The organism is Thauera sp. SDU_THAU2 (assembly GCF_038260575.1).
Classification (GTDB): domain Bacteria; phylum Pseudomonadota; class Gammaproteobacteria; order Burkholderiales; family Rhodocyclaceae; genus Thauera.
This window is the reverse complement of sequence record NZ_JBBWUN010000003.1, coordinates 3,795,148-3,820,197: the sequence shown is the minus strand read 5'-3', so window position 1 is coordinate 3,820,197 and position 25,050 is coordinate 3,795,148. Positions and strand designations below refer to the sequence as shown.

The window sequence follows — 25,050 nt, the reverse complement described above, 5'->3', positions numbered from 1 at the left end:
ATGAGTGGCAAACCCGCGGCCCGCGTGTCGGACTCGGTCTCGAAGGGCGTCATCGTCACCGGTTCGGCGACGGTGCTGATCGGCGATGCAGCCGAAGGCAAGGCGGATCGCTGCCCGGTGTGCGAGCCGGCGGTCGGCGCCCCGGTCAATCCGCTGCTCGGCGTCAAATTGCTGCCGGCCGAAACCGATTTCGCCCTGTCGGCGCCGCAACCCTTCGTGTTCGCACGCAGTTATGCTTCCAACGATATGCGCGTGGGCATGCTCGGCCAGGGCTGGTCGATTCCAGGCGAAGGCGTGGGCCTGGAGCTGTCGCCTGCAGCCACGGTCGTCATCGACGGCCAGGGGCGCCGCATCACCTTCGGTGCGCTCGAGCCCGGCGAGGCACGCTTCTCGCCCAGCGAACGGCTGTGGATTCGGCGCGGCGAAACCGCATCCACGCCGTGGGAAGGCCGCTGGGCTGGCGTGCCCGAAGTCTTGCGCCGCAATCCAGAAGCGGTTTTTGTGCTGGCGGGCGGGCAGTATTTCCATTTTGCACCGGTGGCGGGCACCTATCGCTTGCACACCCAGTTCGATCGCAACCACTATGCCACGCAGTTCGGCTGGCTTCCTGATGGCCTGTTGGCGGTCGTACGCGACAGCGCCGGCCGCCATTATCGTTTTGCCTATCGCTACTTTGGCAACGAAGTGCGCCTGGCCGGCGTAGCGCTGACCGTGCCCGGCCAGCCTTGGCAAGGCTTGCTCGATGCTGATGCGCAGGCCGACTGGCTGGTACGTTACCAATACAGCGGTAAGGGCGAACTTCTCGCGCTCTTCGACCGTGCAGGGCAGCACATACGCAGTTTTGCATGGCGGCACGGTCGCCTCGTCGCCCACGGCCGTCCCGACGGACTCGAAGTGCAATACACCTGGGATGCGCAAGGTCGGGTCGTGCAGCAGCGCGAAGTGGATGGCCTGAGCCGCCAATACGCTTACCACGCCGATCACACCATCGTCACCGACAGCCTGGGACGCACCGAAACCTACCACTTCGAAGGCGAGGGGGCCGATACGCGCTGGACAGCGTATACCCGCGCCGACGGCAGCACGGAGCGCTTCGAGTACGACGGTTTTGGCCATCGTGTAGCCCGCATCGACGCACTTGAGCGCGTCACCCGCGAACGGCTCGATGGCCAGGGGCGGCTCGTGGCCCGCATCCTGCCCGATGGCAGCGCCTGGCGCTACCGTCTGGACGAGGACAGCGGCGAAGTTCTCGCCATCGAAGGTCCGGAAGGCCTTGCCTGGCATATCGAGCGCGATGAGCGCGCCAATCCGCTCATCGTGCGCGAGCCGGGTGGACACGAAACCCGCTACCGCTATGAGGATCCACGCTTGCCCGATCGCCCCACCTCGATCGTCTCCGGCGGTCGTGAACGGCGGCTCGCATGGAATGCGCTGGGCCAGCTCACGACACACACCGACTGCTCGGGGCATGCTACCCGTTTCAGCTACGACCCGGAAGGCCGGCTTGTCGGCGTCACCAACGCCCTGGGCGAGGCCACGACTTACGCTTACGATTCGATCGGGCGTCTCATCGTCCAGACAGACGCGGCCAGACAAAGCACGCGCTACAGCTACGATGCGCTCGGGCGCCTCATTACCCTCGAACGCCCCGACGGCAAGATGGAACGATTGGCCTGGGACCGCTTCGGCCGACTGAGCACCTTCATGGATGCGGGCGGGCTGACCCAGCACTATCGCTACGATCAGGCCGGGCGGCTCATCGAGCTCCAGAACGAGAACGGCGCGGTGAGCGGCTTCGCCTACGATGCGCTCGACCGTCTCGTCGCCGAGACGGGCTTCGACGGTCGCACCCAGCGCTACCGCTATAACCTCGCCGGTGAACTCATTGCCCACTGCGAAGCCAGCCTGCCGGACGAACCCGTCACCACCTACGAACATGACAAGGTTGGCCGGCCTACCCGCCGTCACCTGCCCGCCACCGCATACGCAGCGGCCATCACGGAGACCTTCCACTGGCGTGCCGACGGGCAACTGGCGAGCTTCGACAGCCCCGCTGCACAAGTGCGCCTGGGTTTCGATACGGCCGGCCGCCTCAGTCAGGAAGCCCAAACCCATGTCGACGGCTGGCAATACGCCTGCGCGCATCGCTTCGATGCCGCCGGCCGGCCAGGCACGCTCACGCTGGGCGATGCGCCCACCGTGCAGTGGCTGACCTATGGCCCTGGCCACGTGCACGGCATCCGGCTGGACGGCATGGCACTGGACATCGAACGCGATGTCCTGCATCGGGCGATCGAACGCCAGGTCCGCACCGAATCCGGTACGGATCCCGTCTTCACCGAGACCCACCGCTATGGCGAACGCGGGCAGCTCAGGGCCAGCCGCTTCGTGCCCGCCCTCGGCCCCCTTGGGAACGCAGCTATCGGTACGACGTGCTCGGCTTGCTCGTCGATCTCCACGACAATGCCAGCGGCCCGATCACCTATGCCTACGATGCCTCGGGCCGGCTCACCGCCAGCCGGCACGGGCTCCTCGAACACCACTACCGGTTCGACCCTGCCGGCAACCGGCTCGACGCTGAACACGAATCAAGGCGCCGGCCCAGCGGCGAAGAATGGACACGCATCGTGCGCGAACGCATCTATGATCCAGGGTTCAACCCCCTCATGGAGTTCGGCCCGGACGCGAGCGGCCCTGCGCGCTGCCTGGACAATCGCATCCACAGCCTGGCCGGTACGCGCAACCGCCATGATGGGGCGGGTAATCTCATCGAACAACTCCGGGCCGACGGCACCCGTCTTGAGCTGGGTTACGATGGCGCACATCGCCTGGTTCAACTGAAACGAAGCGACGCAGACGGCATGATCACCACCGTCGGCTACGCGTATGATGCGCTGTCGCGGCGCATCGCCAAGACCCTCACCGGCCCCGACGGCCACGTCCGGATCACCCGCTACGGCTGGGACGGCGAGCGACTCGTGTGCGAAGATGATGGCGAACGAACGCTCACCGTGCTGTACGAACCCGGCCGCTTCGTGCCTGTGCTCCGAATCGAACAGGGACGCGAAGCACCCGCGGACGAAGACGAAGCGGTCACCCAGACGGCACTCGATCAGGTCGCACGGCTATGCGCCGCCGAAGGTATCGAACTGCCCAAGGTGCTCCGGTCACAAGCGGCAGCGCGCATCAGTCTCTACGTGACCGATCATCTGGGTACACCCTGCGCCTGGTCGGGCAGGAGGGTGCCATCGAGTGGCAGGCCCGGCCTGACGACTGGGGCGCCGTGCGTGAACAACACGGTATTCGCCAACCCCTCCGCTTCCAGGGGCAGTGGGAGGATGAGGAGAGTGGGTTCTACTACAACCGATATCGATACTATGATCCGGCAATGGGGCGCTACGTCACGCAGGACCCGATTGGACTACAGGGCGGAAGTCACTTCTATCGTTATGCCTCCGCCAACCCCCTCCATCTGACTGACCCGCTTGGTTTGGCAACTGCCGAGGCTTGCTTTCGGCCGCTACGAGGGTTTCCTGTTGCAGTGGTTGGAAATGAAATTGATAAAAGACTTAATACCGTTATCGGCCACGAACATATTTTCTTTGAGGATGGAACGGATATTGGGTATGGGCCGGACGGGCTATTCGGCGGAGAGGATAAAAGTGAATATAGTCAATGCGTAAGTCTTGGGGCAACAAAGCAAGACGTTGAAGATAGAATAAAGAAAATAGAGCACGAATTTACCCCTGATGCCTACAGTTTGAGGCCAAGGGGGTTGGGTGGTAATAATTGCCAGGATTTTGTTGATGCAGTTAGGGGAGGGTTTTGATAGAAATGAGGGTAGCAAAATTGCTGATCGCCATCGTTGTCACCGTCTCTCTCTCGACTCTTCTGTTAATTTTTCTTGAGCGAAAATCAATATCTAGTATAGAAGCAAAAATCCCTGCTTCGCGGGAAAAGGGGTTCAGCACTGAATTTGACCTTCCATGCAACAGGTTTCACGCTCTTGAGATAGGATTTGAAATTAATCCGCCAATCAGGATTGATCGCATACAAGAGGCAAGAACAGCCATCTCTGGAAATGTTGAGTTATCCATCATTCAGGAAAAAGACAAGAGATCTGAAAAGCATATCATTGACCTAATTTATACTGGGTGGAGCTACAATCCGGGAAAAGGCTTGTGGGTGAAGGTAATTTCACGCCAGCCAGCAACTTGGAGTTTTTTTTGCAGAAAACGAAAGCTAAGAATTGAAGCGAGAGACATTAATTTTGATTTGATGTCTCATAAAGTGTCTGTTTATGTTTCTAGAGATCGGCGCCCATGAGCTTTTAATTCTTGTACGTGTTTCGGCTACAACCTCGTCTTCCGTGCCCAATCCTGAGCGCGATGCCGTTGTCCATGGCTACCTGCAGGCTGAAGATAAAAAGCAGATTGTTGCATGAAGCAAGCGATAACTCATAGAGGGTAAGCCCCCGGCTTTGCCGGGGGACTCACCAAGGTTTGACCTTTACGACGGTCAGCGTGATTTTCCGGTCTCTGCCAAGAGAAGGAAATTCACGATGAAAGAGTACCAGAGCCTGAGTCACACGAGATGGGACTGCAAGTATCACGTGGTGTTCATCCCAAAGCGGCGCAAGAAGCGGGTGTTCGGAGTGCTACGGCGTCATCTTGGTGAGCTGTTCCACGAGTTGGCGGCGCACAAGGAGTCGAAGATCGTCGAGGGGCACTTGATGGGTGATCACGTGCATATGTGCATCAACATTCCGCCGAAGTACGCGGTGTCCAATGTTGTGTTGTCGGGTACCTGAAGGGAAAGAGTGCGATCCAGATCGCACGCAGGTTTGGCGGTCGTCAAAAGAACTTCACCGGTGAGCACTTCTGGGCGAGAGGCTATTTCGTTTCGACGGTTGGACTGGACGAGAACATGGTTCGAGCGTACATCCGCAACCAGGAAGACGAGGATGAACGCTATGACCAGATGAAGCTGGAAATGGGGTAAGCCGCCAACGGCAGCTCACGGTTTCATGGGCGCCTTTGAGGCGCTCACCATCTCAAGCCACCGGCTTTGCCGGTGGTATTTGACTATTTTGGCGGGCTCCGTGCGGAGGCGAGTAAATGTTTGACGGTATCTTGGATTTCTTGCCATGGATAACCTATTCGACGCTTGGCAAGATGATATCTCGGGACACACACGGCTCCCGTTGCTGCAGATCAGCATTGCGCGCAGGGAGCCACAACACAATTCCGGTTATTTGAGATGCCCGCACTTGAGTCGGGCACTCTCTGCTTCAAGCTCCAGCCCTGCCGCAGCGTTCAGCGCTTCTCGATGATCTGATCGTAGATGCCGCCGTCGGCGAAGTGTGTCTTCTGCACCGCCGGCCAGCCGCCGAGCTTCTCATCGACGGTGAAGGTGCGGATCGGCGGGAACTTGTCCGCATTCTGCGCCAGCACCGCGGCGTCGCGCGGGCGGAAGTTGTGCTTGGCGATGATCGCCTGGCCTTCGGGGGAGAACAGGAACTCCAGATAGGCTTCGGCCGCCTTCACCGTGCCGCGCTTCTCCGTCACCGACTTCACCACCGCCACCGGCGCCGAGGCGTCGATCGACAGCGAGGGATAGACCACGTCGAACTTGTTGTCGCCGAGTTCGCGGGCGATCAGGATGGCCTCGTTCTCGAAGGTCACCAGCACGTCGCCGACGTCGCGCTGGGTGAAGGTGGTGGTGGCGCCGCGGCCGCCGCCATCGAGCACCGGCACGTTGGCGAACAGCTTGCCGACGAATTCGCGTGCGCCGGCTTCGCTGCCGCTCTTGTCGAGCGCGTAGCCCCAGGCCGCCAGGTAGGTGTAGCGGCCGTTGCCCGAGGTCTTGGGGTTGGGCACGATCACCTGCAGGCCGTCGCGGGCGAGGTCGTCCCAGTCCTTGATGTTCTTCGGGTTGCCCTTGTGCACCAGGAAGACCGAGGTGGTGGTGTAGGGCGTGGCTTCGTGCGGCAGGCGCTGGCGCCAGTCCGCCGCGACCAGGCCGCCGCGCTCGACCAGGATGTCGATGTCGGGCGACTGGTTCATCGTCACCACGTCGGCGTCGAGCCCGGCCGCCACCGACAGCGCCTGCTTGCTCGAGCCGCCGTGCGACTGGTTGACGCTGACCGCCTCGCCGCCCTGGGCCTTCCAGTGCGCGGAAAAGGCGGGGTTGATGTCCTTGTACAGCTCGCGCGAGACGTCGTAGGACACGTTCAGCAGCGTGATGTCGGCGAGCGCGGCGGATGCCGACAGCGACAGGACCAGGGTCGCCAGGAGGTGGCGGACGGCATTCGGTTGGCGGGAAGAAGTGTTCACTGCGGGCTCCGGTGGGCTGGTGATGTGCGGGCGAGTCTAGGGACGGCGCTCGCGCAGTGGAAATAATGAAACCAGCGTTGCTTATTCGATTTTCTGCTATCGGGTGTCCGGTCCCGGGGCAGCCTCCGGCAGACCAGGCGCCTCCGGCGAGGTGTGGCCGGAGGCGCCTGGTTATGCTTAGTTGATTGGGTACGGCCGGTCAGGTACGGCCGGCCAGGTGCGGCCGGCGAGGCACGGCCGGTTCAGGCCGCCCAGCGCCATTGGATGAACGGAGCTGCGGCAGCAGCGGGAGTGTGCGCCTCTTCCAGCGGCGGGTGCCGCAATACCCGCCGCAGCACCCGGTCTTCCAGTACGGTGAAGCCGGCGCCGGTCCGGTCGCGCGGGCGTTCGAGCGCAATCCGCAGGTCGAGTGCGGTGCTGCCGTCCTCGATCAGCAGCACGCGGTCGGCCAGCGCGATGGCTTCGGCGACGTCGTGCGTGACCAGCAGCGCAGTGAAACCCTGTTCGCGCCACAGGCGTTCGATCAGCGCGTGCATCTCGATGCGGGTCAGGGCATCGAGCGCGCCCAGCGGTTCGTCGAGCAGCAGCAGGCGGGGTTTGTGCACCAGGGCGCGGGCCAGGGCGACGCGCTGGCGCTGGCCGCCGGACAGGCGCACCGGCCACTCGTCGGCACGGTCGGCGAGGCCGACGTCGGCCAGCGCGGCCAGTGCCGCTTCGCGCCGTTCCCGCGCCGAACCGGGCAGGCCGAGGGCGACGTTGTCGGCCACGCTCTTCCACGGCAGCAGGCGTGCGTCCTGGAACATCAGGCGCAGCTCGTCGTGGGTGTCGCGCAGCGCCTGGCCGTCCAGCGCGATGCTGCCTTGACTCGGCGCCTCCAGCCCGGCGAGCAGCCGCAGCAGCGTGCTCTTGCCGCAGCCGCTGCGGCCGACGATGGCGACGAATTCGCCGGCGGCGACGTCGAGCTCGATCGACGACAGCACCGTGCGTGCGCCATAGGCCTTGCCCAGCCCGCGCAGCGCGATGGGCACGCCGCTGTCGCGTGGCCGACCGGAATCCGGCACAGTGCGGCTCGGCTCGGCCGGCGGCACGGGTTGGCCGAGCGCGACTTGTTCGCCGAGTTCGGCGAGTTCCTTCAGGTTGATGAAGCCCATCGGCTGTTCTCCGGATCGTGAGGATGTGAAGCGCTGTCTAGGCGCCGGCATAGGCGTTGTTCCAGCGCAGCAGGCGGCGTTCGAGCAGCCGGGCGGCGACGTCGGCCAGCTTGCCGAGCACCGCGTACAGCAGGATCGCCAGCACGACGACGTCGGTCTGCAGGAATTCGCGCGCGTTCATCGCCATGTAGCCGATGCCCGAACTGGCGGCGATGGTTTCGGCGACGATCAGCGTCAGCCACATGAAACCCAGCGAATAGCGCACGCCGACCAGGATGTTGGGCAGCGCGCCGGGCAGGATCACGTGGCGGAACAGCGCCCAGCCCGACAGGCCGTAGGAGCGGCCCATCTCCACCAGCGCGGCATCGACCGAGCGGATGCCGTGGAAGGTGTTCAGATACACCGGGAAGAACACGCCGAGCGCGACGAGGAAGAGCTTGCCGCCCTCGTCGATGCCGAACCACAGGATCACCAGCGGGATCAGCGCCAGGTGGGGCACGTTGCGCACCATCTGCAGCGTGGTGTCGAACAGGTTTTCCGCCACGCGCCAGCAGCCGTTGATCAGGCCGAAGAAAAAGCCGATGCCGCCGCCGACGGCGAAACCGATCGCGGCGCGGGCGAAGCTGGCCTGCAGATGGGTCAGCAGTTCGCCCGAGCTTGCCAGCTCCCACAGCGCGGCCAGCACGGCGGAAGGTGCCGGCAGGATGCGTGTCGACAGCCAGCCGGTCTGGGCGGCGATCTGCCAGCCGGCGAGGATCGCGGCCGGCACCAGCCAGGGGCCGATGCGGCCCGGCCAGCCGGTGCGCGAGGTGTCGTTCGAATGTGCCATGGATGTGCTCCCTTCAGCTTTGCGCCGCCTTGGGGGCCTGGGCGTAGCCGATGATCTCGCCGATCGGCGCGACGCGGCGGCGGGTTGGCTGGTGCGCGTCGTTGGCGGGGGCGTCGCGGCCGGCCACGCTCAGGTGCGGGAACACCAACTCGGCGAAGCGCCAAGCTTCTTCCAGATGCGGATAACCCGACAGCACGAAGGTGTCGGCGCCGAGCGCGGCATATTCCTCGATGCGCTCGGCGATGATCTTGCCGTCGCCCACCAGCGCGGTGCCGGCGCCGCCGCGCACCAGGCCGACGCCGGCCCACAGGTTGGGCGCGACTTCGAGCTTGCTGCGGTCGCCGCCGTGCAGTTCGCGCATGCGGCGCTGGCCTTCCGAATCCATCTTGCCGAGCGACTGCTGCGCGCTGGCGATGGTGTCGTCGTCGAGCTGGCTGATCAGTTCGTCCGCCGCCTGCCAGGCCTCGGCCTCGGTCTCGCGCGGGATCACGTGCAGCCGCATGCCGAAGCGCACCTGGCGGCCTTCCTTCTCGGCGCGCCGCCGCACGTCGGCGAACTTGCGCGCCACTTCCGACGGCGGCTCGCCCCAGGACAGGTAAAGCTCGACGTGCCTGGCCGCGGTGTCGTGCGCGCGGTTCGACGAGCCGCCGAAGTACAGCGGCGGATGCGGCTGCTGCACCGCGGGGAAGAGCAGGCGCGCGTCCTTGACCTTGACGTGCTCGCCTTCGTAATCGACCTGCTCGCCGGCCAGCAGCCGCTTCCAGACCTCGAGGAATTCGTCGGCGTGCTCGTAGCGCTCGTCATGGCCGAGGAAGATGCCGTCGGCCTCCAGGTCCGAAGTGTCGCCGCCGGCCACCAGGTTGATCAGCAGGCGGCCGTCCGACAGGCGGTCGAAAGTCGCGGCCTGGCGCGCCGCCACCGTCGGCGAAGTCGTCGCCGGGCGCAGGGCGACGAGGAATTTCAGCTTGCGGGTGACCGGAATCAGGCTGGACGCCACCACCCAGGCGTCCTCGCAGGCGCGGCCGGTGGGAATCAGCACGCCGCCGTAGCCGAGGCTGTCGGCGGCCTGCGCGATCTGCTTCAGGTAGTCGTGATCCACCGTGCGTGCACCCAGCGAGGAGCCGAGATAGCGGCCGTCGCCGTGGGTGGGGAGGAACCAGAAGATGTCGAGCGGTTTGCGTGTGCTCATGTCGGGTTTCCTTTAGTGCGCCGGGCGCCACACGACCGAAGCCACGTCGAGCTTCTTCGGGATCAGCTTCAGTTCGGCCAGGGTGTCGGCCATCTGCTGCTGGTGGCGGATCACCTCGTCGCTGAGCGGCTTCACGCCGTAGCCGTAGCGCGATATCGAGACTTCGGCGATCTCGACCGGCAGGCCGATCTGCGGCGCGACGATGGCGGCGGCTTCCTTCTGGTTCCGGCCGACCCATTCGCCGGTCTCGTTGATGGCTTCGAGCGCCGAAGCGAGCACCTGGGGATACTTCTGCGCGAAGGGCCGCGCGGCGATGTAGAAGTTGTAGTTGTTGGCGATGCCGGTGCCGTCGGCCAGGATACGGGCGTCGACCTGCGCTTCGGCGGCGGCGCCGAACGGATCCCAGATCGCCCAGGCGTCGAGCGAGCCGCGCTCGAAGGCGGCGCGGGCGTCGGCCGGCGGCAGGTAGGCGACCTCGACGTCGCTGTATTTCAGATTGGCCGACTCCAGCGCCCTGACCAGCAGGTAATGCACGTTGGAGCCCCGGTTCAATACCACGCGCTTGCCCTTGAGATCGGCCAAGGTCCTGATCGGCGAATCCTTCGGCACCAGGATCTTCTCCGCCCGCGGCGCCGGCGGTTCGTTGCCGAAATACACCAGGTCGGCCCCCGCTGCCTGCGCGAACACCGGCGGCGTTTCGCCGACCACGCCGATGTCGATGCTGCCGACGTTCAGGCCTTCGAGCATCTGCGGCCCGGCGGGGAACTCGGTCCACGTCACCTTGACGCCTTCGGCTTTCAGGCGCGCTTCGAGATTGCCGCGCGCCTTCACGATCGACAGCGTGGAGCCTTTCTGCCAGCCGATGCGGATCGCGGGTGAATCGGCAAGGGCGAGGGGAGATGACAGCGACAGGGGGATGGAGGCGGCGGCGAGCAGCCCCTTCAATGCGGAACGGCGAGTGACGATCATGGTCGGATGCCTCGGAATGGAAACAGGGTGAGAGGACGGAAAAGCCGGCATTCGCCGCCGGCTGGTGGCGCAATGAGGCCACATCGCCGTCCGATCACGAACGAAGAAAATCCGCGCTGTTTATTCGGGGCAGACTGGATTGCTTAGCGGAATTCGAGCTTTGCCGAGGCCGAAAGACGGGGCGCCGTTCGAGGGGTGTGTGCTGGTCAGCTCGCAGAGGCAGGGCTCCGGCCTTGGTTCGCCTTCTTGCCTGCGAATGCCATCGAGCTTCGGGCGGGCAGCGGCAGCTTCCGATGGACGTTCGGAAGTGCTGGCTGCCCGCCGGGCACGGCCCAGCGGGCGGGGCCGTGCCCGGTGCTGCGTTGGCCGGCTCAGCGCTCCGGCTGCGAGCCGGCGTCGACCACCGCCAGCGCAGTCATGTTGACGATGCGGCGCACCGTCGCCGACGGCGTCAGCACGTGTGCGGCGCGCGCGGCGCCGAGCAGGATGCCGCCAATCGTGATGCCGTTGCCGGCCGCCATGCGCAGCAGGTTGTAGGAGATGTTGGCCGCGTCGATGTTCGGCATCACCAGGATGTTGGCCGGTCCGGCGAAGCCGGAGTCGGGCATCTCGTTGTCCAGGATCGACGGCGACAGCGCCGCGTCGCCGCGCATCTCGCCTTCCACCACCAGTTCGGGATCGCGCGCATGCACCAGGCGGACGGCATCGCGCATCTTGCACGCCTCGGGGGCGTCGGAGCTGCCGAAGCTGGAATGCGACAGCATCGCCACCCGCGGTACCAGGCCGAAGCGGCGGACTTCCTCGGCCGCGAGCAGGGCGATTTCCGCCAGTTGCTCGGCGCTCGGATCGCGGTTGACATGCGTGTCGCAGATGAAGAGCTGGTGCTCGGGCAGCATCAGCATCTGCATCATCGCCAGTGTCGAGGCGCCGTCGCGCAGGCCGACGACCTCGCGCAGCGCCTGCAGGTGGTCCGAGGTGCGGCCGAAGGTGCCGCACAGCATCGCGTCGGCGCTGCCCTTGTGCAGCAGCATCGACGCCAGCAGCGTATTGCGGCTGCGCATCTCGGCACGTGCCATCGTGCGCGATACCCCGGCGCGCTTGTGGGTCTCGTAGTAGGTGTCCGCCGCGTCGCCGTAGATTGCGGGATCGTGCATGTCCAGCAGCGTGCAGTTCTCGCCGGGGCGCAGCCGCAGGCCGTATTCGGCGATGCGTTTCCGGATGACCTCGGGGCGGCCCAGCAGCAGCGGGCGTGCGATGCCTTCGTCGATCACCACCTGGGCGGCGCGCAGCACGCGCTCGTCCTCGCCCTCGGCATAGACCACCGATTTCGGCTTGCGCTTGGCGATCGCGAAGATCGGCTGCATCGTGTTGCCGGACTGGTACTACGAAGGTGTTGAGGTGCTGCCGGTAGGCCTCCATGTCGGCAATCGGGCGCTGCGCGACGCCGCTGTCGGCCGCCGCCTGCGCCACTGCCGGCGCTACCGCCTCGATCAGCCGCGGATCGAAGGGCTTGGGGATCAGGTAGTGGCGGCCGAAGTGCAGCCCGCTGGCGCCGTAGGCCTGCGCGACCACTTCGGGGATCTCGGCATGCGCCAGCGCGGCGATGGCGCGCACGGTGGCGAGCTTCATCTCCTCGTTGATCGTCGTCGCGCCGCAGTCCAGCGCGCCGCGGAAGATGAACGGGAAGCACAGCACGTTGTTGATCTGGTTCGGATAGTCCGAGCGCCCGGTGCCGATCACCGCGTCGGGCCGCACCGCCAGCGCCTCTTCGGGCAGGATTTCGGGCGTCGGGTTGGCCAGCGCGAAGATCAGCGGGTCGCGCGCCATGCCCTTGACCATGTCGGCTTTCAGCACGCCGCCCATCGACAGGCCGAGGAAGATGTCGGCGCCGGGCATCGCGTCGGCCAGCGTGCGCGCCTCGGTCTCGACCGCGTAGCGTTGCTTGCTTTCGTCCATCGCCACGGCGCGGCCGGCGTAGATCACGCCCTTGCTGTCGGCGACGGTGATGTTGTGCCGCTTCAGCCCCAGGCTGACCAGCAGGTCTAGGCAGGCCAGCGCCGCCGCGCCGGCGCCGGAGGCCACCAGGCGGACTTCGCCGATGTCCTTGCCGACGTGCTGCAGGCCGTTCAGGATCGCCGCCGCGGCGACGATCGCGGTGCCGTGCTGGTCGTCGTGGAAGACCGGAATCTTCATGCGCTCGCGCAGCTTCTTTTCGATGTAGAAGCATTCCGGCGCCTTAATGTCCTCGAGGTTGATGCCGCCGAAGGTCGGCTCCATGCGCGCGATGGTGTCGACCAGCGCATCGGGGTCCAACTCGTCCAGTTCGATGTCGAACACGTCGATGCCGGCGAACTTCTTGAACAGGCAGCCCTTGCCTTCCATCACCGGCTTGCCGGCCAGCGCGCCGATGTTGCCCAGGCCCAGCACCGCGGTGCCGTTGGTGACCACCGCGACGAGGTTGGCGCGTGCGGTCAGCTCGCGGGCCTGCGCCGGATCGTCGACGATCGCCATGCAGGCCTCGGCCACCCCCGGCGAATAGGCCAGCGCGAGGTCGCGCTGCGTGATCATCGCCTTGGTCGGCGTTACCGAAATCTTTCCCGGTGTCGGCAGCCGGTGGTATTCGAGTGCGGCGTCTCTCAGGTTCTCAGCCATGATGCGTCTCCATTCGATTTTGTTATTCGCTTGCCGTGGACTCAGCGTTCCGCGCTTCCCAGCCTGTGCAGATGGGCCTGGGCTTCGTCCGCGCTTTCGTAGATATGCGGGGCGACGGCGCGTTGCTCCAGTGCGTCGCCCAGCTTGGTGCGCAGAAAGGCGCTGGTAGTGTAGCGCGTCACGCTCGAATAGAAGCCCTGCATCAGGCCGCGCACCATGTCGGAATAGGCATCCAGCACCTCGGGCGCGATGGTGAAGTTGTCATAGTTGATGATCGCGCGCACGCGCCGGCCGACCCCGGCCAGATGCTTCTCGACCTGGGCCTGGATCGCCGCCACGTCGGCCGGGTTGTTGACCGCCAGGCCCTCGAAGTTGATGAAGAACAGGTTCTGCTGCGGGTCGTAGCTGAAGCGCCGCTCCAGCGGCACGGCCAGCAACTGGCGGCGCAGCTGCATCGGCTGGTCGAGGAAGATGCGCGCGTCCATCAGGCGCGGCTGGCGCACGATGGGCGCGAAGTCCATCTTGTCCAGGATGTCGCGCTGGACGTCGACGCCGGGGGCCACTTCGCTCAGTTCCAGCCCTTCGAGCGTCAGCGTGAACACGCAGCGCTCGGTGATGTACAGCACCGGCTGGCCGCGCGCGGCCGCGACCGGGCCGCTGAAGGTACGGTGTTCCACCTCGCGCACGAACTTGTGCACGGTGGCGTCCCTGCCGATCCGCACCTCGCCGTCGGCGACGCTCAACGCCATGCTGCCGGCCAGGAAGCTGCCGACGAAGACCACTTTCTTGGCGTTCTGGCTGATGTTGATGAAGCCGCCGGCGCCGGCCAGCTTGGGGCCGAACTTGCTGACGTTCAGGTTGCCCTGGGCGTCGGCCTGCGCCAGCCCGAGGAAGGTCACGTCGAGCCCGCCGCCATCGTAGAAATCGAACTGATAGGGCTGGTCGATCACCGCCTGGGTGTTGACCGCGGCGCCGAAGTCCAGGCCGCCGGCCGGGATGCCGCCGATCACGCCGGGCTCGGCGGTCAGCGTGATCAGATCGATGACTTTCTCTTCGGCGGCCACGCTGGCGATGCCTTCCGGCATGCCGATGCCCAGGTTCACCACGCTGTTGGGCCGCAGCTCCAGCGCCGCGCGGCGGGCGATGATCTTGCGCGCGCTCAGCGCCATCGGTTCGATGGCGCTGGCCGGCACGCGGATCTCGGAGGCGAAGGCCGGGCTGTAGGGCTCGGCGAAAGTCTGCCAGTGGTTCTCCGGCCGGGCCTGCACGACGCAGTCCACCAGTACGCCCGGCACTTTGACCTGGCGCGGGTTCAGCGTGTTGCGCTCGGCGATGCGCTCGACCTGGGCCAGCACGATGCCGCCGGAGTTGCGCACCGCCATTGCGATCGCCAGCGCCTCCAGCGTCAGCGCCTCCTTCTCCATCGTCAGGTTGCCGTCGGGGTCGGCGGTGGTCGCGCGGATGATGCCGACGTGGATCGGGAAGGCCTTGTAGAACAGGTATTCCTGGCCGGCGATGGCGACGCGCTCGACCAGCTCCTCGGTGGTGCGTCCGTTGAGCTTGCCGCCGCCATGCTGCGGATCGACGAAAGTGCCCATGCCGACGCGCGACAGGTGGCCCGGCCGGCCCGCGGCGATGTCGCGGAAGAGCTGGCTGATCACCCCTTGCGGCAGGTTGTAGGCTTCGACCTCGCCGCCGACCGCCAGCCGCTGCAGCTTGGGCACCAGGCCCCAGTGGCCGCCGATGACGCGCTTGACGAGGCCGGCGTGGCCGAAGTGGTTCAGGCCTTTTCCTTGCCGTCGCCCTGGCCGGCGGCGTGGACCAGCGTCAGGCCTTTCGGCTGGCTCTCGGCCAGGAACCGCTGTTCCAGCGCGATGGCCAGTTCTTCGGCGAAGCCGATGCCGACGAAGCCGCTGGTGGCGATGGTGTCGCCGTCACGGACCAGGCGCACCGCCTCCTGCGCGGAGACGATCTTGCCGCGCTCGGAAGCCTGCAGCGGGGCCGCCGGGGTTTGAAGGGCGTGCGGCTCCATGCTCAACGCGCCGTCCAGCCGCCTTCGACCGGCAGCGAGATGCCGGTGATCGACGCGCCCGCCGGCGAGCTGAGGAAGACCACCAGCGCGCCGAGTTCCTCGACCTCGACGAAGCGCTTGTTCGGCTGCGAGGCCAGGATGACCTTGCGCACGACATCGTCCTCGGACATGCCGTGCGCCTTCGCCTGGTCGGCGATCTGGCCTTCGATCAGCGGCGTCTTCACGTAGCCGGGGCAGACGGCGTTGCAGGTGATGCCGGTTTCGGCCACTTCCAGCGCCACCGCCTTGGTCAGCCCCAGCACGCCGTGCTTGGCGGCGACGTAGGCGGACTTGAACGGCGAGGCCACCAGTCCGTGGGCCGAGGCGATGTTGATGATGCGCCCGGCGTTGCGCGCCTTCATGCCCGGCAGCGCGGCCTTGATCGCATGGAAGTTCGACGACAGGTTGATCGCCAGGATCTGTTCCCACTTCTCGGCCGGGAATTCGTCGACCGGCGACACGAACTGGATGCCGGCGTTGTTGACCAGCACGTCCAGGCGGCCGAAGCGCTCTTCGGCTTCGCGCACCAGGGCGGTGACCTGTTCCGGGCTGGACATGTCGGCGCGGGCATACCGCACCTGCACGCCATGGCGCTCGGCCAGCGCGGCGCGGATGGGTTCGATGGCGGAGCCGTCGCGGCTGCCGTTGAGCATGACGTCGGCGCCGGCTTCGGCAAGCGCCGCCGCGATGCCCAGCCCGATGCCGCTGGACGAGCCGGTGACCAGTGCGGACTGGCCTTTGAGCGAGATGGTCTTCATTGTTCGGTCTCCTCCGGTTGTCGGGCTCATTCGGCGTCCGGCTGTGCCGGCGGCGCAGCAAGGCGGAATGGCTCCAGCGTCATGCAGTGTTCGGCGATGGTCCGGATGGTCGGATAAGGGGCCATCGCCACGCCAAAACGTTCGGCGTTGAAAACCTGCGGCACCAGGCAGCAGTCGGCGGTGCCGGGCGTGTCGCCGTGGCAGAAGCGGCCGGTCTGCGGTGATTCGGCCAGCATGCGTTCGAGGGCGGTGAAGCCGGTCTCGACCCAGTGCCGGTACCAGGCCTGGCGCGCCTCGGCATCCAGGCCGAGCTGCTGTTCCAGGTAGCGCAGCACGCGCAGGTTGTTCAGCGGATGGATGTCGCAGGCGATGTATTGGGCCAGCGCCCGCACGCGCGCCCGGCCGACGGCGTCGGTCGGCAGCAGCGCGGGCTGCGGGTGCCGTTCTTCCAGGTATTCGATGATCGCCAGCGACTGCGGCAGCGCCGCGTCGTCGTGCTGCAGCACCGGCACCAGCTCGCTCGGGTTCAGCGTGCTGAACCCGGCGGCGTGCTGCTGGCCGCCGTCGCGCACCAGATGCACCGGAATCGCCTCGTAGGCCAGGCCCTTGAGGTTCAGCGCGATGCGCACGCGATACGAGGCCGAACTGCGGAAGTACGTGTAGAGCTTGAACACTGGTGGGACTCCGCGGGCGATCAGGCCAGGGCCGGCAGCACGGTGGCCGCGCACTCGCCGAAGCCGATGCGCGCCGCGCCGGGCTTCTCGCACCAGCCGCGCAGCACGATGCGGTCGCCGTCGTCCAGGAAGGTGCGCTGCTCGCCGTTGGGCAGGGTCACGGGGTTCTTGCCGCCGACGGTCAGCTCGATCAGCGCGCAGGCCTGGTCGAGTGTGGGGCCCGACAGCGTGCCGGTGCCCAGCATGTCGCCCGGCTGCAGGTTGCAGCCGTTGGCGGTGTGGTGGGCGACCATCTGCCCCAGCGTCCAGTAGGCATGGCGGTAGCTGGTGGCGGTCAGGCGCGTGGGGGCGTCGCCTGCCTGGCGCATGCGCCCGGTCTGCAGCAGCACTTCGAGCTGGATGTCGAGGGCGCCTTCCGCGCGGTTGGCCGGGCTGTCGAGGTAGGGCAGCGGCTGCGGGTCGTCCGCGGGGCGCGTGGGCGGGGCCACGCGGTAGGGCGCCAGCGCCTCCAGCGTCACGATCCAGGGCGAGACGGTGGAGGCGAAGTTCTTCGACAGGAAAGGCCCCAGCGGCTGGTATTCCCAGGGCTGGATGTCGCGCGCCGACCAGTCGTTGAGCAGCGTCAGGCCGAATACGTGGGCATCGGCGTCGGTCAAGGGGATGGGGTGGCCGAGTTCGTTGCCCGTGCCGATGAAGACGGCCAGTTCCAGCTCGATGTCCATCTTCTTGCTGGGCCCGAAGACCGGCGCCGTGGCGCCCGGCGGCAGGGTCTGGCCTTTGGGGCGGTGGAAATCCCGGCCGGAGACGATGATGCTGGACGAGCGGCCGTGGTAGCCGATGGGAATCCACTTGTAGTTGGGCATCAGCGGGTTGTCGGGCCGGAACTGCCTGCCGATGTTGGTGGCGTGGTGGATCGAGGTGTAGAAGTCGGCGTAGTCGCCGATCTTCGCCGGCACCGAGTACTCGGCCTCGGCCTGCGGCACGAGGCAGGCACGCAGCGCGCCGGCCTGCGCCGCACCCTGGCGCAGCACGCGCGACAGCGCCAGCCGCAGGGCCGACCAGGCCGCCGGGCCCAGAGCCATGAAGCGGTTCAGGCTGCTGTCGCCGCAGGCCTGGGCCGCGGCCGCCGCCTCGCCCTCGAACACGCCGGCCGCATGTGCCGCCGCCAGGTCGACGATCTGGTCGCCGATGGCGACGCCGCCGCGCCAGGCTTCTGCGGTGCCGCGGCGGCGGAAGATGCCGAAGGGCAGGTTCTGGATCGGGAAGTCGCTGTCTTCCCGGTTGGCGGATTCGACCCAGCTCTTGAGCGAGGGATCGTGGGTTTCGTTCAGTGTGCTCATCTGATGTCCTTGCGGCATGAGCCGGGCGGCGCCGGCCCGGCTCCGGGGCGCCCCGTGTTTTCTTACTTGCGGTTCGGGTTGAAGTTCTTCTTCAGGTTCTGCCAGCACTGCGCGTAGCCCTGCTGCAGTTGCGGCGATTCGAGCGCCTGGCGGGTGGCGACCAGCGCGTCCTTGGTCTCGAACATGAAGGCCATCGTATCGCGGATGTAGTCCGGCTCGCTCGTGTCGGCGGTGGATGCCTTCTCGAAGGTGTCGCCATCGGGGCCGTGGCCGGTGAAGCTGTTGTGCAGGCTGCAGCCGCCCGGCGCGAAACCTTCGGCCTTGGCGTCGTAGATGCCGTGGATCAGGCCCATGAACTCGGCCGCGATGTTGCGGTGGAACCAGGGTGGACGGAAGGTGTGCTCCATCGCCAGGATGCGTGGCGGGAAAATCACGAAGTCCAGCGAGTCCACGCCGGGCACCGCCGACGGCGACTGCAGCACCAGGAAGATGCAGGGATCGGGGTGGTCGTAGCTGATCGAGCCAATCGTGTTGTAGCGGCGCAGGTCGTACTTGCACGGCAGATGGTTGCCATACCAGGCGACGACGTCGAAGGGCGAATGGCCCATCTTCGCGCGCCACAGGTTGCCGCCGAACTTGGCCACCAGTTCGTGATCGCCGTCCACGTCCTCGTACCAGGCCACCGGAATCTCGAAATGGCGCGCATTGGCCAGGCCGTTGGAACCGATCACGCCCATGTCGGGCAGGCGCAGCCCGGCGCCGAAGTTCTCGCACACGTAGCCGCGTGCGCTGCCGTCGGGCAGATCGACGCGAAAGCGGATGCCGCGCGGGATGATCACGACTTCCTGCGGCTCGGCGTCGATGAGGCCGAACTCGGTGGTGAAGCGCAGCCGTCCCTGCTGCGGCACGATCAGCATCTCGGCATCGGCGTTGTAGAACACGCGCCGGCCCATCGAGCGGTTGGCGGCGTACAGGTGGATGGCGACGTCGGCGTTGCCGGCCATCGTCACCAGGCCCTGGAGGAAATCGGTGGACTCGGCCGGAATCGGCACCGGGTTCCAGCGGAACTGGTTCGGCGAGGGCTCGACGCCGCTGAAATCGCTGACCAGCCTGCCGTTGTCGATGCGCTCGAAGGGCTGGTGCAGCGACGTGGGCCGGATGCGGTACAGCCACGAGCGCCGGTTGACGTGCCGCGGCGCGGTGAACGCGGTGCCCGAGAATTGTTCGGCATACAGGCCGTAGGGGCATTGCTGGGGCGAGTTCTGTTCCGTCGGCAGCGCACCCGGCAGGGCCTCGCTGGAGCATTCGTTGCCCCAGCCGCTCAGGTAGCTCAGCTTGCCGAACTCAGCTTCGGTCGTCACGCTCATGTTCCAACTCCTTGTAGTCAATGATGTTCCCCCGCCGACGGGCGGGGGAGCCCGGTTTGCCCGTCAGTGCGGGATATCGACGTCACCGCCGGGCCTGGACGAGGCGCCCCTGCTGGCGCCGGCGAAGAGAAGCAGCATCACGGCGGAGATCACCGCGGGAATGGCCATCGCGATGAAGATCGAAGCGTTGCTCCACTGGAGCTGGATCAGCGCGCCGCCCAGCACCGGGCCGACGATGGAGCCGAAGCGGCCGATGCCCAGGCTCCAGCCCACGCCGGTGGAGCGCAGCGTGGTCGGGTAGTAGGTCGCTGCGAGGGCATTGACCGCCGGCTGGCCGCCCATGATGCAGAAACCCGTTATCGCCACGACCACGAACAGCAGCGGCAGCGCGATCGTGGGCTGGCCGATCATCGCAATCGTGCCGCCGGCAACCACGAAGCAGGGAACGAGCACCTTGAAGAAGCCGATGCGGTCGATCACCGGGCCCATCAGCAGCGTTCCGAGCACGCCGCCGACCTGCAGCGCGGTACCCACCATCACGGCCGTGCGCGTGTCCAGCCCCGCGCTGGCAGCGATGGTCGGCAGCCAGCTCGACAGGAAATACAGGTTCAGCAGGTTCATGAAATTCACCACCCACAGGAACAGCGTCGCCCTGGCCCGGCCGTCGCGGAACAGCTCCATCACCGGCGCGCCGCCCTGCTTGGTCTCGGGCACGACGAAGCGGGTGTCGTCGTCGATGCTTAGCGTCGGATCGATCTCGCGCACGGTCTTCCTGACCTTGTCGAGCTTCTTGCCCTTGAGCACCTGGAACTGCAGCGACTCCGGGACGAAGAAGTACATCAGGATGGCCATGGCGATCGGGATGACGCCGCCGAGAACGAACACCGAGCGCCAGCCGAAGTGCGGAATCAGCCAGGCCGACACCAGGCCGCCCAGCACCGCGCCCACGGTGAAGCCGCAGGAGACCAGCATCATCAGCGTCACGCGCTTGCGCTTGGGACTGAACTCGCCGACCAGCGCGATCGCGTTGGGCATGATGGCGCCGAGACCGAGGCCGGTGATGAAGCGGATGACCTGCAACTGGAAGATGGTGTTCACATAGGCCGTGATCAGCATGCAGACGGCGAAGAACACGGTTGCCCAGATCAGCACCGGCCGGCGGCCGAGCTTGTCGGCCAGCATGCTGAGCGTCAGCGAGCCCACCAGCATGCCGAGCAGCCCGGCGCCGAACACCGGGCCGAGTTCCGCCCGGCTGATGCCCCAGTCGGCGATGATCGCCGGTGCCACGTAACCGATGGACTGCACGTCGAAGCCGTCCATGACCACGGTGATGCCCACCATGATCAGCACCCACAACTGGGTGCGGCTGAGCTTGTTGTTGTCGATGACCTCGGCGATGTTGATGGTGTTGGCGGTGCTCATGACGTGAGCCCTCCAACGAGGCCGGATGCGGCGGCATCCTCGGATCGGCGGGAAAGGCGGTGCGCTGCACGGACGGACGGCAACACACCCCGATGCGGGTGATCGAACATTCTTGTCTCCTGGTTTTTTCTTGTGTGCAGGGGATTGAACATCCAATACTCTTATCGTACAAACGGAATATTTCGATCAATTCATGGGGATTTCCGATGAACGTAACCTTGCGCCAACTGCGGGCATTCGTTGCCCTTGCGCAGTCGGGCAGCTTCACCGATGCGGCGGCCGACCTGCATATCACCCAATCGACGCTGAGCGGCCTGATCAAGGAGCTGGAGCAGGCGTTGGGCGTGCAGATCGTCCACCGCACGACGCGCAAGGTGGAGCTGTCCGGCGTGGGCAGGGAGTTCCTGCCGCTGACCGCGCGCATCCTGCAGGACCTGGATGAAGCCTTCCGCGCGATCGCCGATCTGAAGGCGTTGAAGTCCGGCGTGGTGCGGATTGCGGTGCCGCAACTGATGGCGTGTACGCTGCTGCCCGAAGTCGTGGGCGCTTTCGCCGAGGAATACCCGGGCGTCGAAGTCCGCCTGTCGGATTGCGTCGTGGAGGACGTGCTGCCCAAGGTGCATAGCGGCGAAGTCGACTTCGGCATCGGCCCGGAGCGCCCGGCGCAGCAGGACGTTGCCGCGCGCCTGCTGTTCGACATGCCCTTCATGGCGGTGCTGCCGTCGAAACACCCACTGGCGGGCTCCGGGCCCCTGGCCTGGTCGGCGCTCCTGCGCCATCCGCTCATTTCGCTGCAGGGCGAATACACGCAGATACTGCGCCATGAACTTCAGGCCGCGTCGGAGAGCCTGCACTTCGCGCCGCAGAAGGAGGTGGCCTTCATGACGACGGCGCTGAGCATGGTCGGCGCCGGCCTCGGCGTGACGGTCTCGCTGCCGTATGCCCGCTCGCTGGCGGACCTCTACGGGCTCCGGATTCAGCCCTTGTGCGCGCCCGTGGTGCGGCGCAAGTTCCACCTGCTGTCCAGGCGGGACCGCGTGATCTCGCCCGCCGCGCAGGCTTTCGCCGAGTTTCTTTCCGAATACGTGGCGCAGCAGAAATGGGGCGACATGCCGGGATGAATCCGTGGCAGGGATGAATGGGGTGGAAACAGGCTAATTGTTCCATATGGAGCAACAATGATTTGCCGATGGAGGGCTGTTTCATCACGCCCGACACGCCTAAAGTGCGAATTCCGCGGCGAACAGATTCCGCTTCCGGATGAATCCCGACATGGCTCCGAACATGAATACACATTACACCGCCACTGCCAAAGCCCTGCACTGGGGCATCGCCGTGCTGATCTTCGGCATGCTCGGTCTCGGCTTCTACATGACCGGCCTGTCGCTGTCGCCCACCAAGCTGCAGATCTATTCGTGGCACAAGTGGGCGGGCGTCACCATCTTCCTGCTGGTGTTGTTCCGCCTGGCCTGGCGTATCGGCCATCGCCCGCCGGAACTGCCGCAGCACATGGGCGCGATCGAACGTTTCGCCGCGCATGCCGGTCATCATCTGCTATACGTGCTGATGCTGGCGATTCCGCTGTCCGGCTGGCTGATGAGTTCGGCCAAGGGCATCCAGACGGTATGGTTCGGCGTGCTGCCGCTGCCCGACCTGCTGGACAAGGACAAGGCGCTGGGCGACCTGCTGCAGACCGTGCATCTGAGTCTGAACCTGATCCTGATCGCGGTGCTGCTCGGCCACATCGGGGCAGCGCTGAAGCACCATTTCTTCGACAAGGACGACGTGCTGACGCGCATGCTGCCGCGCAGTCGTTCGTGATTCCCACCCCGACTCCAGAGGATTGTCCATCATGAAACGTTTTGCACTCGCGCTGTTCTCGACCCTCGCCTTCGCCACTGCCGCCCATGCGGCCGAATACGGCAAGGTACTGCCCGAGCAGAGCCGGATCGGCTTCGGCTACCAGCAGATGGGCGTGTCGATGGACGGCAGCTTCAAGCAGTTCGACGGCCAGCTCCGCTTCGACCCCGCCGCACCGGAAGCGGCCTCGGCCGTCGTCGAGGTCGAGCTCGCCAGCATCGACACCGGCAGCGACGAAGGCGACGAGGAAGTCGCAGCCAAGACCTGGTTCAATACCGCGGCCTTCCCCAAGGCGCGCTTCGAATCCACCGGCGTCAAGGCGCTCGGCGGCAACAACTACGAAGTGGCGGGCAAGCTGACGATCAAGGGCACGACCCGCGACGTCGTCGTCCCCGCGACCTTCACCGAGCAAGGCGGCACCGGCGTGTTCGACGGTACGCTGACGATCAAGCGCGGCGACTTCTCGGTGGGCGAAGGCGCCTGGAAAGCCTTCGATATCGTTGCCAATGATGTCAGCATCAACTTCCGCATCGCTGCTGCCGCACAATGAGTTGCATGAGTTCCTGTACTTTCCAACCGAGGAGAACCCACCCATGAAGCAAATCGCCAAGCTCGCCGCCGTCCTGGCCGTTTCCGCCGCTGCCGCCACCCCGGTGCTGGCCGCACCGCAGACCTACACCATCGACAGCACGCATACTTTCCCGAGCTTCTCGTACAGCCACTTCGGCATGTCGACCCAGATCTCGAAGTTCGACAAGACCACCGGCACCGTCACGCTGGACAAGGAAGCCAAGACCGGCGCGGTCGACATCACCATCGACATGAAGTCGGTCAACACCGGCTACGAGACCTTCAACGAGCACATCCAGGACACGGATTTCTTCGATACCGCCAACCATCCGACCGCCACCTTCAAGTCGACCAAGGTCAACTTCGAAGGCGACAAGCCGGTGAGCATCGAAGGCGATCTGACGATCAAGGGCGTGACCAAGCCGGTGACGCTGCAGGTGACGCACTTCGCCAACATGCCGCACCCGATGATGAAGAAGGACGCGATCGGCGCCAACGCCACCACGGTGGTCAAGCGCAGCGAATTCAACGCCGGCAAGTACGCCCCGAACGTCAGCGACGAAGTGACGATCAGCATCAGCCTCGAAGCCGTCCAGAACTGAGTTTCGTGTCGCGGGCGCCTCTTCGACGAGGCGTCCGTGCCGTGATGGCGCTACGGCCGTTGGCCATGCCGGCATCGTGCCGCATGCATGGCGCCAATGGGCCGATTGCCCGCACATCCCGCCTTAATCGCAAGCGATGGATTTCTAAGCAGTTTTTCTTCGTTCGTTTTCTGCTCCGGATGCATGAGCATCCGACACTCGGTTCCATTCGACCGGACCGGCAGAGGACGGAGAAGGACATGCCCCAGCACAAACTTTCCCAGCGCCCGCTCGCCGAGCGGGCACGCGCGTTTCTCGACCGCCTGCCGCTCGAACGCGAGGGCGGCAAGCAATTGCGCCGTCTGGCGGAGGGCGGCGTGGTGGGGGACTGGTTCGGCTGCGAACTGTCGAGCGTGTTCCAGCCGATCGTATCGCCGCCCGGCGGCATCGTCGGCTTCGAAGCCTTCCTGCGCATCCTCGGCAGCGGCGAGCGCGCGCTGTCGCCGTGGACGCTGTTCTCGGCCAACGCCGACGACGGCCGCCTGGTCGCGCTCGACCGCCTGGCGCGCACCGTCCACGCGCTGAACTTCCTGTCCTCGGTCGAAGACGACAGCCTGCTGTTCCTCAACGTGCATGGCCGCCTGCTGGCAGCAGTCGCCGGCGACCACGGCGCGGCCTTTCGCAAGGTACTCGACGCCCTCGGCCTGCCGCCCGAGCGCGTCGTCATCGAAACCCCGCTCGAAGCCAGCAGCCAGCCCGAACTGCTGGGCTTCGTGCTGCGCAATTACCGCAACAACGGCTTCCAGGTCGCGATCAACGTCGACTCGCCGGCGCAGTGGCAATGGCTTGCCAGCCGGGTGCCGGCCCAGTTCGTCAAGATCGACAGCGCCAGGCTGCTGTTTGCCGACGACTGGCGCAGTCGCCTGGACTGGCTGGAAGGGTTGCGTGAAGGCGCCACGATCGTTGCCACCCGCCTCGAACGCAAGCTCGAAAGTGATTTGCCCGATGGTCTGCTGCTGCAGGGCTATGCCTACGGGCTGCCGGTGCGGCGTGCAGCGATCACGCACGCCGAGCGTTACGTGCTGGAAGGGTTTGCGCGTTGAACGGATTCTCTTGACGAATGAGCAATGCCGAAGCGGTGGGCTGTCCTACTCTTGTTCCTTGTAATGCCGGCAGTCAAAAGGCGACCACGTTCGACCGTGGTCAGCAGGGGAGATGTGTGCATCATCAACTGCTATTGTGGTCGGAGGATGCTTGCGCTCGCCGGCCGAGAACGGCGGGG

The 25,050-nt window shown here is 65.7% G+C and carries 20 protein-coding genes and 3 pseudogenes; 10 read left to right on the top strand and 13 right to left on the bottom strand.

Going from position 1 to position 25,050, the window contains the following annotated elements; genetic code table 11:
- From AAFL97_RS19675 to tnpA, 5 genes and pseudogenes are all read left to right on the top strand, one after another.
- Nucleotides 1-2,841: a DUF6531 domain-containing protein gene (locus AAFL97_RS19675; RefSeq protein ID WP_341646367.1), complete on the top strand. Its 2,841-nt coding sequence runs from the start codon at nucleotides 1-3 to the stop codon at nucleotides 2,839-2,841.
- Nucleotides 2,842-3,127: 286 nt separating this feature from the next.
- Nucleotides 3,128-3,433 (top strand): annotated as a pseudogene (locus AAFL97_RS24785) (RHS repeat-associated core domain-containing protein); the annotation flags it as partial.
- Between the two features lie 57 nt (nucleotides 3,434-3,490).
- Nucleotides 3,491-3,829, top strand: a complete 339-nt coding sequence (locus tag AAFL97_RS19665) for a hypothetical protein (RefSeq protein WP_341646365.1) — start codon at nucleotides 3,491-3,493, stop codon at nucleotides 3,827-3,829.
- Nucleotides 3,830-3,849: 20 nt separating this feature from the next.
- Nucleotides 3,850-4,326: a hypothetical protein gene (locus tag AAFL97_RS19660; protein ID WP_341646364.1), complete on the top strand. Its 477-nt coding sequence runs from the start codon at nucleotides 3,850-3,852 to the stop codon at nucleotides 4,324-4,326.
- Between the two features lie 235 nt (nucleotides 4,327-4,561).
- Nucleotides 4,562-5,001: pseudogene (gene tnpA, locus AAFL97_RS19655) on the top strand (IS200/IS605 family transposase).
- A gap of 314 nt (nucleotides 5,002-5,315) precedes the next feature.
- Here tnpA and AAFL97_RS19650 read toward each other — a convergent pair.
- The 13 genes and pseudogenes from AAFL97_RS19650 to AAFL97_RS19590 form a co-directional block, all read right to left on the bottom strand.
- Nucleotides 5,316-6,335: a sulfate ABC transporter substrate-binding protein gene (locus AAFL97_RS19650; RefSeq protein ID WP_341646363.1), complete on the bottom strand. Its 1,020-nt coding sequence runs from the start codon at nucleotides 6,333-6,335 to the stop codon at nucleotides 5,316-5,318.
- Nucleotides 6,336-6,577: 242 nt separating this feature from the next.
- Nucleotides 6,578-7,486, bottom strand: a complete 909-nt coding sequence (locus tag AAFL97_RS19645) for an ATP-binding cassette domain-containing protein (RefSeq protein ID WP_341646362.1) — start codon at nucleotides 7,484-7,486, stop codon at nucleotides 6,578-6,580.
- A gap of 37 nt (nucleotides 7,487-7,523) precedes the next feature.
- A complete protein-coding gene (ssuC, locus tag AAFL97_RS19640; protein WP_341646361.1) occupies nucleotides 7,524-8,315 on the bottom strand; it encodes an aliphatic sulfonate ABC transporter permease SsuC in 792 nt (263 codons plus the stop codon).
- A gap of 13 nt (nucleotides 8,316-8,328) precedes the next feature.
- The gene (gene ssuD, locus AAFL97_RS19635) at nucleotides 8,329-9,504 is read right to left on the bottom strand and encodes an FMNH2-dependent alkanesulfonate monooxygenase (protein WP_341646360.1); all 1,176 of its coding nucleotides are present in this window, start codon (nucleotides 9,502-9,504) and stop codon (nucleotides 8,329-8,331) included.
- Nucleotides 9,505-9,516: 12 nt separating this feature from the next.
- Nucleotides 9,517-10,473, bottom strand: coding sequence for a sulfonate ABC transporter substrate-binding protein (locus AAFL97_RS19630; protein WP_263460450.1), 957 nt, complete (start codon nucleotides 10,471-10,473; stop codon nucleotides 9,517-9,519).
- Nucleotides 10,474-10,844: 371 nt separating this feature from the next.
- A pseudogene (locus AAFL97_RS19625) lies at nucleotides 10,845-13,125 on the bottom strand (NADP-dependent malic enzyme).
- 41 nt (nucleotides 13,126-13,166) lie between these two features.
- Entirely contained in the window at nucleotides 13,167-14,849 is a 1,683-nt protein-coding gene (locus AAFL97_RS19620) for an acyl CoA:acetate/3-ketoacid CoA transferase (protein WP_341646359.1), read from the bottom strand.
- Between the two features lie 56 nt (nucleotides 14,850-14,905).
- The gene (locus AAFL97_RS19615; protein ID WP_341646358.1) at nucleotides 14,906-15,157 is read right to left on the bottom strand and encodes a hypothetical protein; all 252 of its coding nucleotides are present in this window, start codon (nucleotides 15,155-15,157) and stop codon (nucleotides 14,906-14,908) included.
- A 2-nt stretch (nucleotides 15,158-15,159) separates the two neighbouring features.
- Nucleotides 15,160-15,954: a 3-hydroxybutyrate dehydrogenase gene (locus AAFL97_RS19610; protein WP_268740059.1), complete on the bottom strand. Its 795-nt coding sequence runs from the start codon at nucleotides 15,952-15,954 to the stop codon at nucleotides 15,160-15,162.
- Between the two features lie 26 nt (nucleotides 15,955-15,980).
- On the bottom strand, nucleotides 15,981-16,628 hold the full coding sequence (gene maiA / locus AAFL97_RS19605) for a maleylacetoacetate isomerase (protein ID WP_341646357.1): 648 nt from the start codon (nucleotides 16,626-16,628) through the stop codon (nucleotides 15,981-15,983).
- Between the two features lie 20 nt (nucleotides 16,629-16,648).
- Nucleotides 16,649-17,968 (bottom strand): fumarylacetoacetase, encoded by a 1,320-nt coding sequence (gene fahA / locus AAFL97_RS19600; protein WP_341646356.1) that lies wholly within the window; start codon nucleotides 17,966-17,968, stop codon nucleotides 16,649-16,651.
- A 62-nt stretch (nucleotides 17,969-18,030) separates the two neighbouring features.
- Nucleotides 18,031-19,335: a homogentisate 1,2-dioxygenase gene (gene hmgA, locus AAFL97_RS19595; protein ID WP_341646355.1), complete on the bottom strand. Its 1,305-nt coding sequence runs from the start codon at nucleotides 19,333-19,335 to the stop codon at nucleotides 18,031-18,033.
- 63 nt (nucleotides 19,336-19,398) lie between these two features.
- A complete protein-coding gene (locus AAFL97_RS19590; RefSeq protein ID WP_341646354.1) occupies nucleotides 19,399-20,757 on the bottom strand; it encodes an MFS transporter in 1,359 nt (452 codons plus the stop codon).
- 206 nt (nucleotides 20,758-20,963) lie between these two features.
- Here AAFL97_RS19590 and AAFL97_RS19585 point away from each other — a divergent pair, with 206 nt between their 5' ends.
- The 5 genes from AAFL97_RS19585 to AAFL97_RS19565 all read left to right on the top strand — a co-directional run bounded on the left by AAFL97_RS19585 (nucleotide 20,964) and on the right by AAFL97_RS19565 (nucleotide 24,871).
- Nucleotides 20,964-21,878 (top strand): LysR family transcriptional regulator, encoded by a 915-nt coding sequence (locus tag AAFL97_RS19585; protein WP_341646353.1) that lies wholly within the window; start codon nucleotides 20,964-20,966, stop codon nucleotides 21,876-21,878.
- A gap of 163 nt (nucleotides 21,879-22,041) precedes the next feature.
- Nucleotides 22,042-22,578, top strand: a complete 537-nt coding sequence (locus AAFL97_RS19580) for a cytochrome b (protein WP_341646352.1) — start codon at nucleotides 22,042-22,044, stop codon at nucleotides 22,576-22,578.
- Between the two features lie 31 nt (nucleotides 22,579-22,609).
- Nucleotides 22,610-23,167: a YceI family protein gene (locus AAFL97_RS19575; protein ID WP_341646351.1), complete on the top strand. Its 558-nt coding sequence runs from the start codon at nucleotides 22,610-22,612 to the stop codon at nucleotides 23,165-23,167.
- A gap of 43 nt (nucleotides 23,168-23,210) precedes the next feature.
- The gene (locus AAFL97_RS19570) at nucleotides 23,211-23,789 is read left to right on the top strand and encodes a YceI family protein (RefSeq protein WP_341646350.1); all 579 of its coding nucleotides are present in this window, start codon (nucleotides 23,211-23,213) and stop codon (nucleotides 23,787-23,789) included.
- Nucleotides 23,790-24,028: 239 nt separating this feature from the next.
- The gene (locus AAFL97_RS19565; RefSeq protein ID WP_341646349.1) at nucleotides 24,029-24,871 is read left to right on the top strand and encodes an EAL domain-containing protein; all 843 of its coding nucleotides are present in this window, start codon (nucleotides 24,029-24,031) and stop codon (nucleotides 24,869-24,871) included.
- Nucleotides 24,872-25,050: the final 179 nt, after the last annotated feature.

Coding starts and splice junctions, on each gene's coding strand:
- AAFL97_RS19675 (WP_341646367.1), top strand. CDS start 1: ATGAGTGGCAAACCCGCGGCCCGCGTGTCGGACTCGGTCTCGAAGGGC.
- AAFL97_RS19570 (WP_341646350.1), top strand. CDS start 23,211: ATGAAGCAAATCGCCAAGCTCGCCGCCGTCCTGGCCGTTTCCGCCGCT.
- AAFL97_RS19610 (WP_268740059.1), bottom strand. CDS start 15,954: ATGAAGACCATCTCGCTCAAAGGCCAGTCCGCACTGGTCACCGGCTCG.
- fahA (WP_341646356.1), bottom strand. CDS start 17,968: ATGAGCACACTGAACGAAACCCACGATCCCTCGCTCAAGAGCTGGGTC.
- AAFL97_RS19585 (WP_341646353.1), top strand. CDS start 20,964: ATGAACGTAACCTTGCGCCAACTGCGGGCATTCGTTGCCCTTGCGCAG.
- AAFL97_RS19580 (WP_341646352.1), top strand. CDS start 22,042: ATGAATACACATTACACCGCCACTGCCAAAGCCCTGCACTGGGGCATC.
- AAFL97_RS19630 (WP_263460450.1), bottom strand. CDS start 10,473: ATGATCGTCACTCGCCGTTCCGCATTGAAGGGGCTGCTCGCCGCCGCC.
- AAFL97_RS19575 (WP_341646351.1), top strand. CDS start 22,610: ATGAAACGTTTTGCACTCGCGCTGTTCTCGACCCTCGCCTTCGCCACT.
- AAFL97_RS19615 (WP_341646358.1), bottom strand. CDS start 15,157: ATGGAGCCGCACGCCCTTCAAACCCCGGCGGCCCCGCTGCAGGCTTCC.
- ssuD (WP_341646360.1), bottom strand. CDS start 9,504: ATGAGCACACGCAAACCGCTCGACATCTTCTGGTTCCTCCCCACCCAC.
- AAFL97_RS19590 (WP_341646354.1), bottom strand. CDS start 20,757: ATGAGCACCGCCAACACCATCAACATCGCCGAGGTCATCGACAACAAC.
- AAFL97_RS19645 (WP_341646362.1), bottom strand. CDS start 7,486: ATGGGCTTCATCAACCTGAAGGAACTCGCCGAACTCGGCGAACAAGTC.
- hmgA (WP_341646355.1), bottom strand. CDS start 19,335: ATGAGCGTGACGACCGAAGCTGAGTTCGGCAAGCTGAGCTACCTGAGC.
- ssuC (WP_341646361.1), bottom strand. CDS start 8,315: ATGGCACATTCGAACGACACCTCGCGCACCGGCTGGCCGGGCCGCATC.
- AAFL97_RS19565 (WP_341646349.1), top strand. CDS start 24,029: ATGCCCCAGCACAAACTTTCCCAGCGCCCGCTCGCCGAGCGGGCACGC.